The following is a 530-nucleotide window of genomic DNA, read 5'->3' as shown; positions in this document are numbered from 1 at the left end:
GACGCGTTCGTCCGCATCGAAAACGTCGTCAAGAAGTTCGGCGAGAGCACCGCGGTGGACAACGTGAGCCTGAGCGTCGCGAAGAACGAACTCTTCGCCCTGCTCGGCAGCTCCGGCTGCGGCAAGTCCACCCTGCTGCGCATGCTCGCCGGGCTCGAAACCGCCACCTCCGGGCGCATCTACGTCGACGGCGAAGACCTCGCGACGCTGCCTCCCTACCGGCGTCCCGTCAACATGATGTTCCAGTCCTACGCCCTCTTCCCCCACATGAGCGTCGAGGCCAACGTCGCCTTCGGCCTCAAGCAGGAAGGCACGCCCAGGAACGAGATCAGGGAGCGCGTCGCCGACGCCCTGAACCTCGTGCAGATGAGCCGCTACGCCCAGCGCAAGCCCCACCAGCTCTCCGGCGGACAGCAGCAGCGCGTCGCGCTCGCCCGCTCGCTCGTCAAGCGCCCCAAGCTCCTGCTCCTCGACGAGCCCATGTCCGCACTCGACAAGAAGATCCGCCAGAAGACCCAGCTCGAACTCGT

General features: G+C 66.4%; 1 protein-coding gene. It reads left to right on the top strand.

Annotation, left to right across the window (positions count from 1 at the left end):
* A partial coding sequence (locus tag V8683_RS31385; protein ID WP_462880757.1) for an ABC transporter ATP-binding protein occupies positions 1–530 on the top strand: 530 nt, incomplete at both ends.

It is taken from the genome of Paraburkholderia sp. AV2, assembly GCF_054968425.1.
The sequence above is the reverse complement of the archived record's forward strand: the minus strand, read 5'-3'. Positions and strand labels throughout refer to the sequence as shown.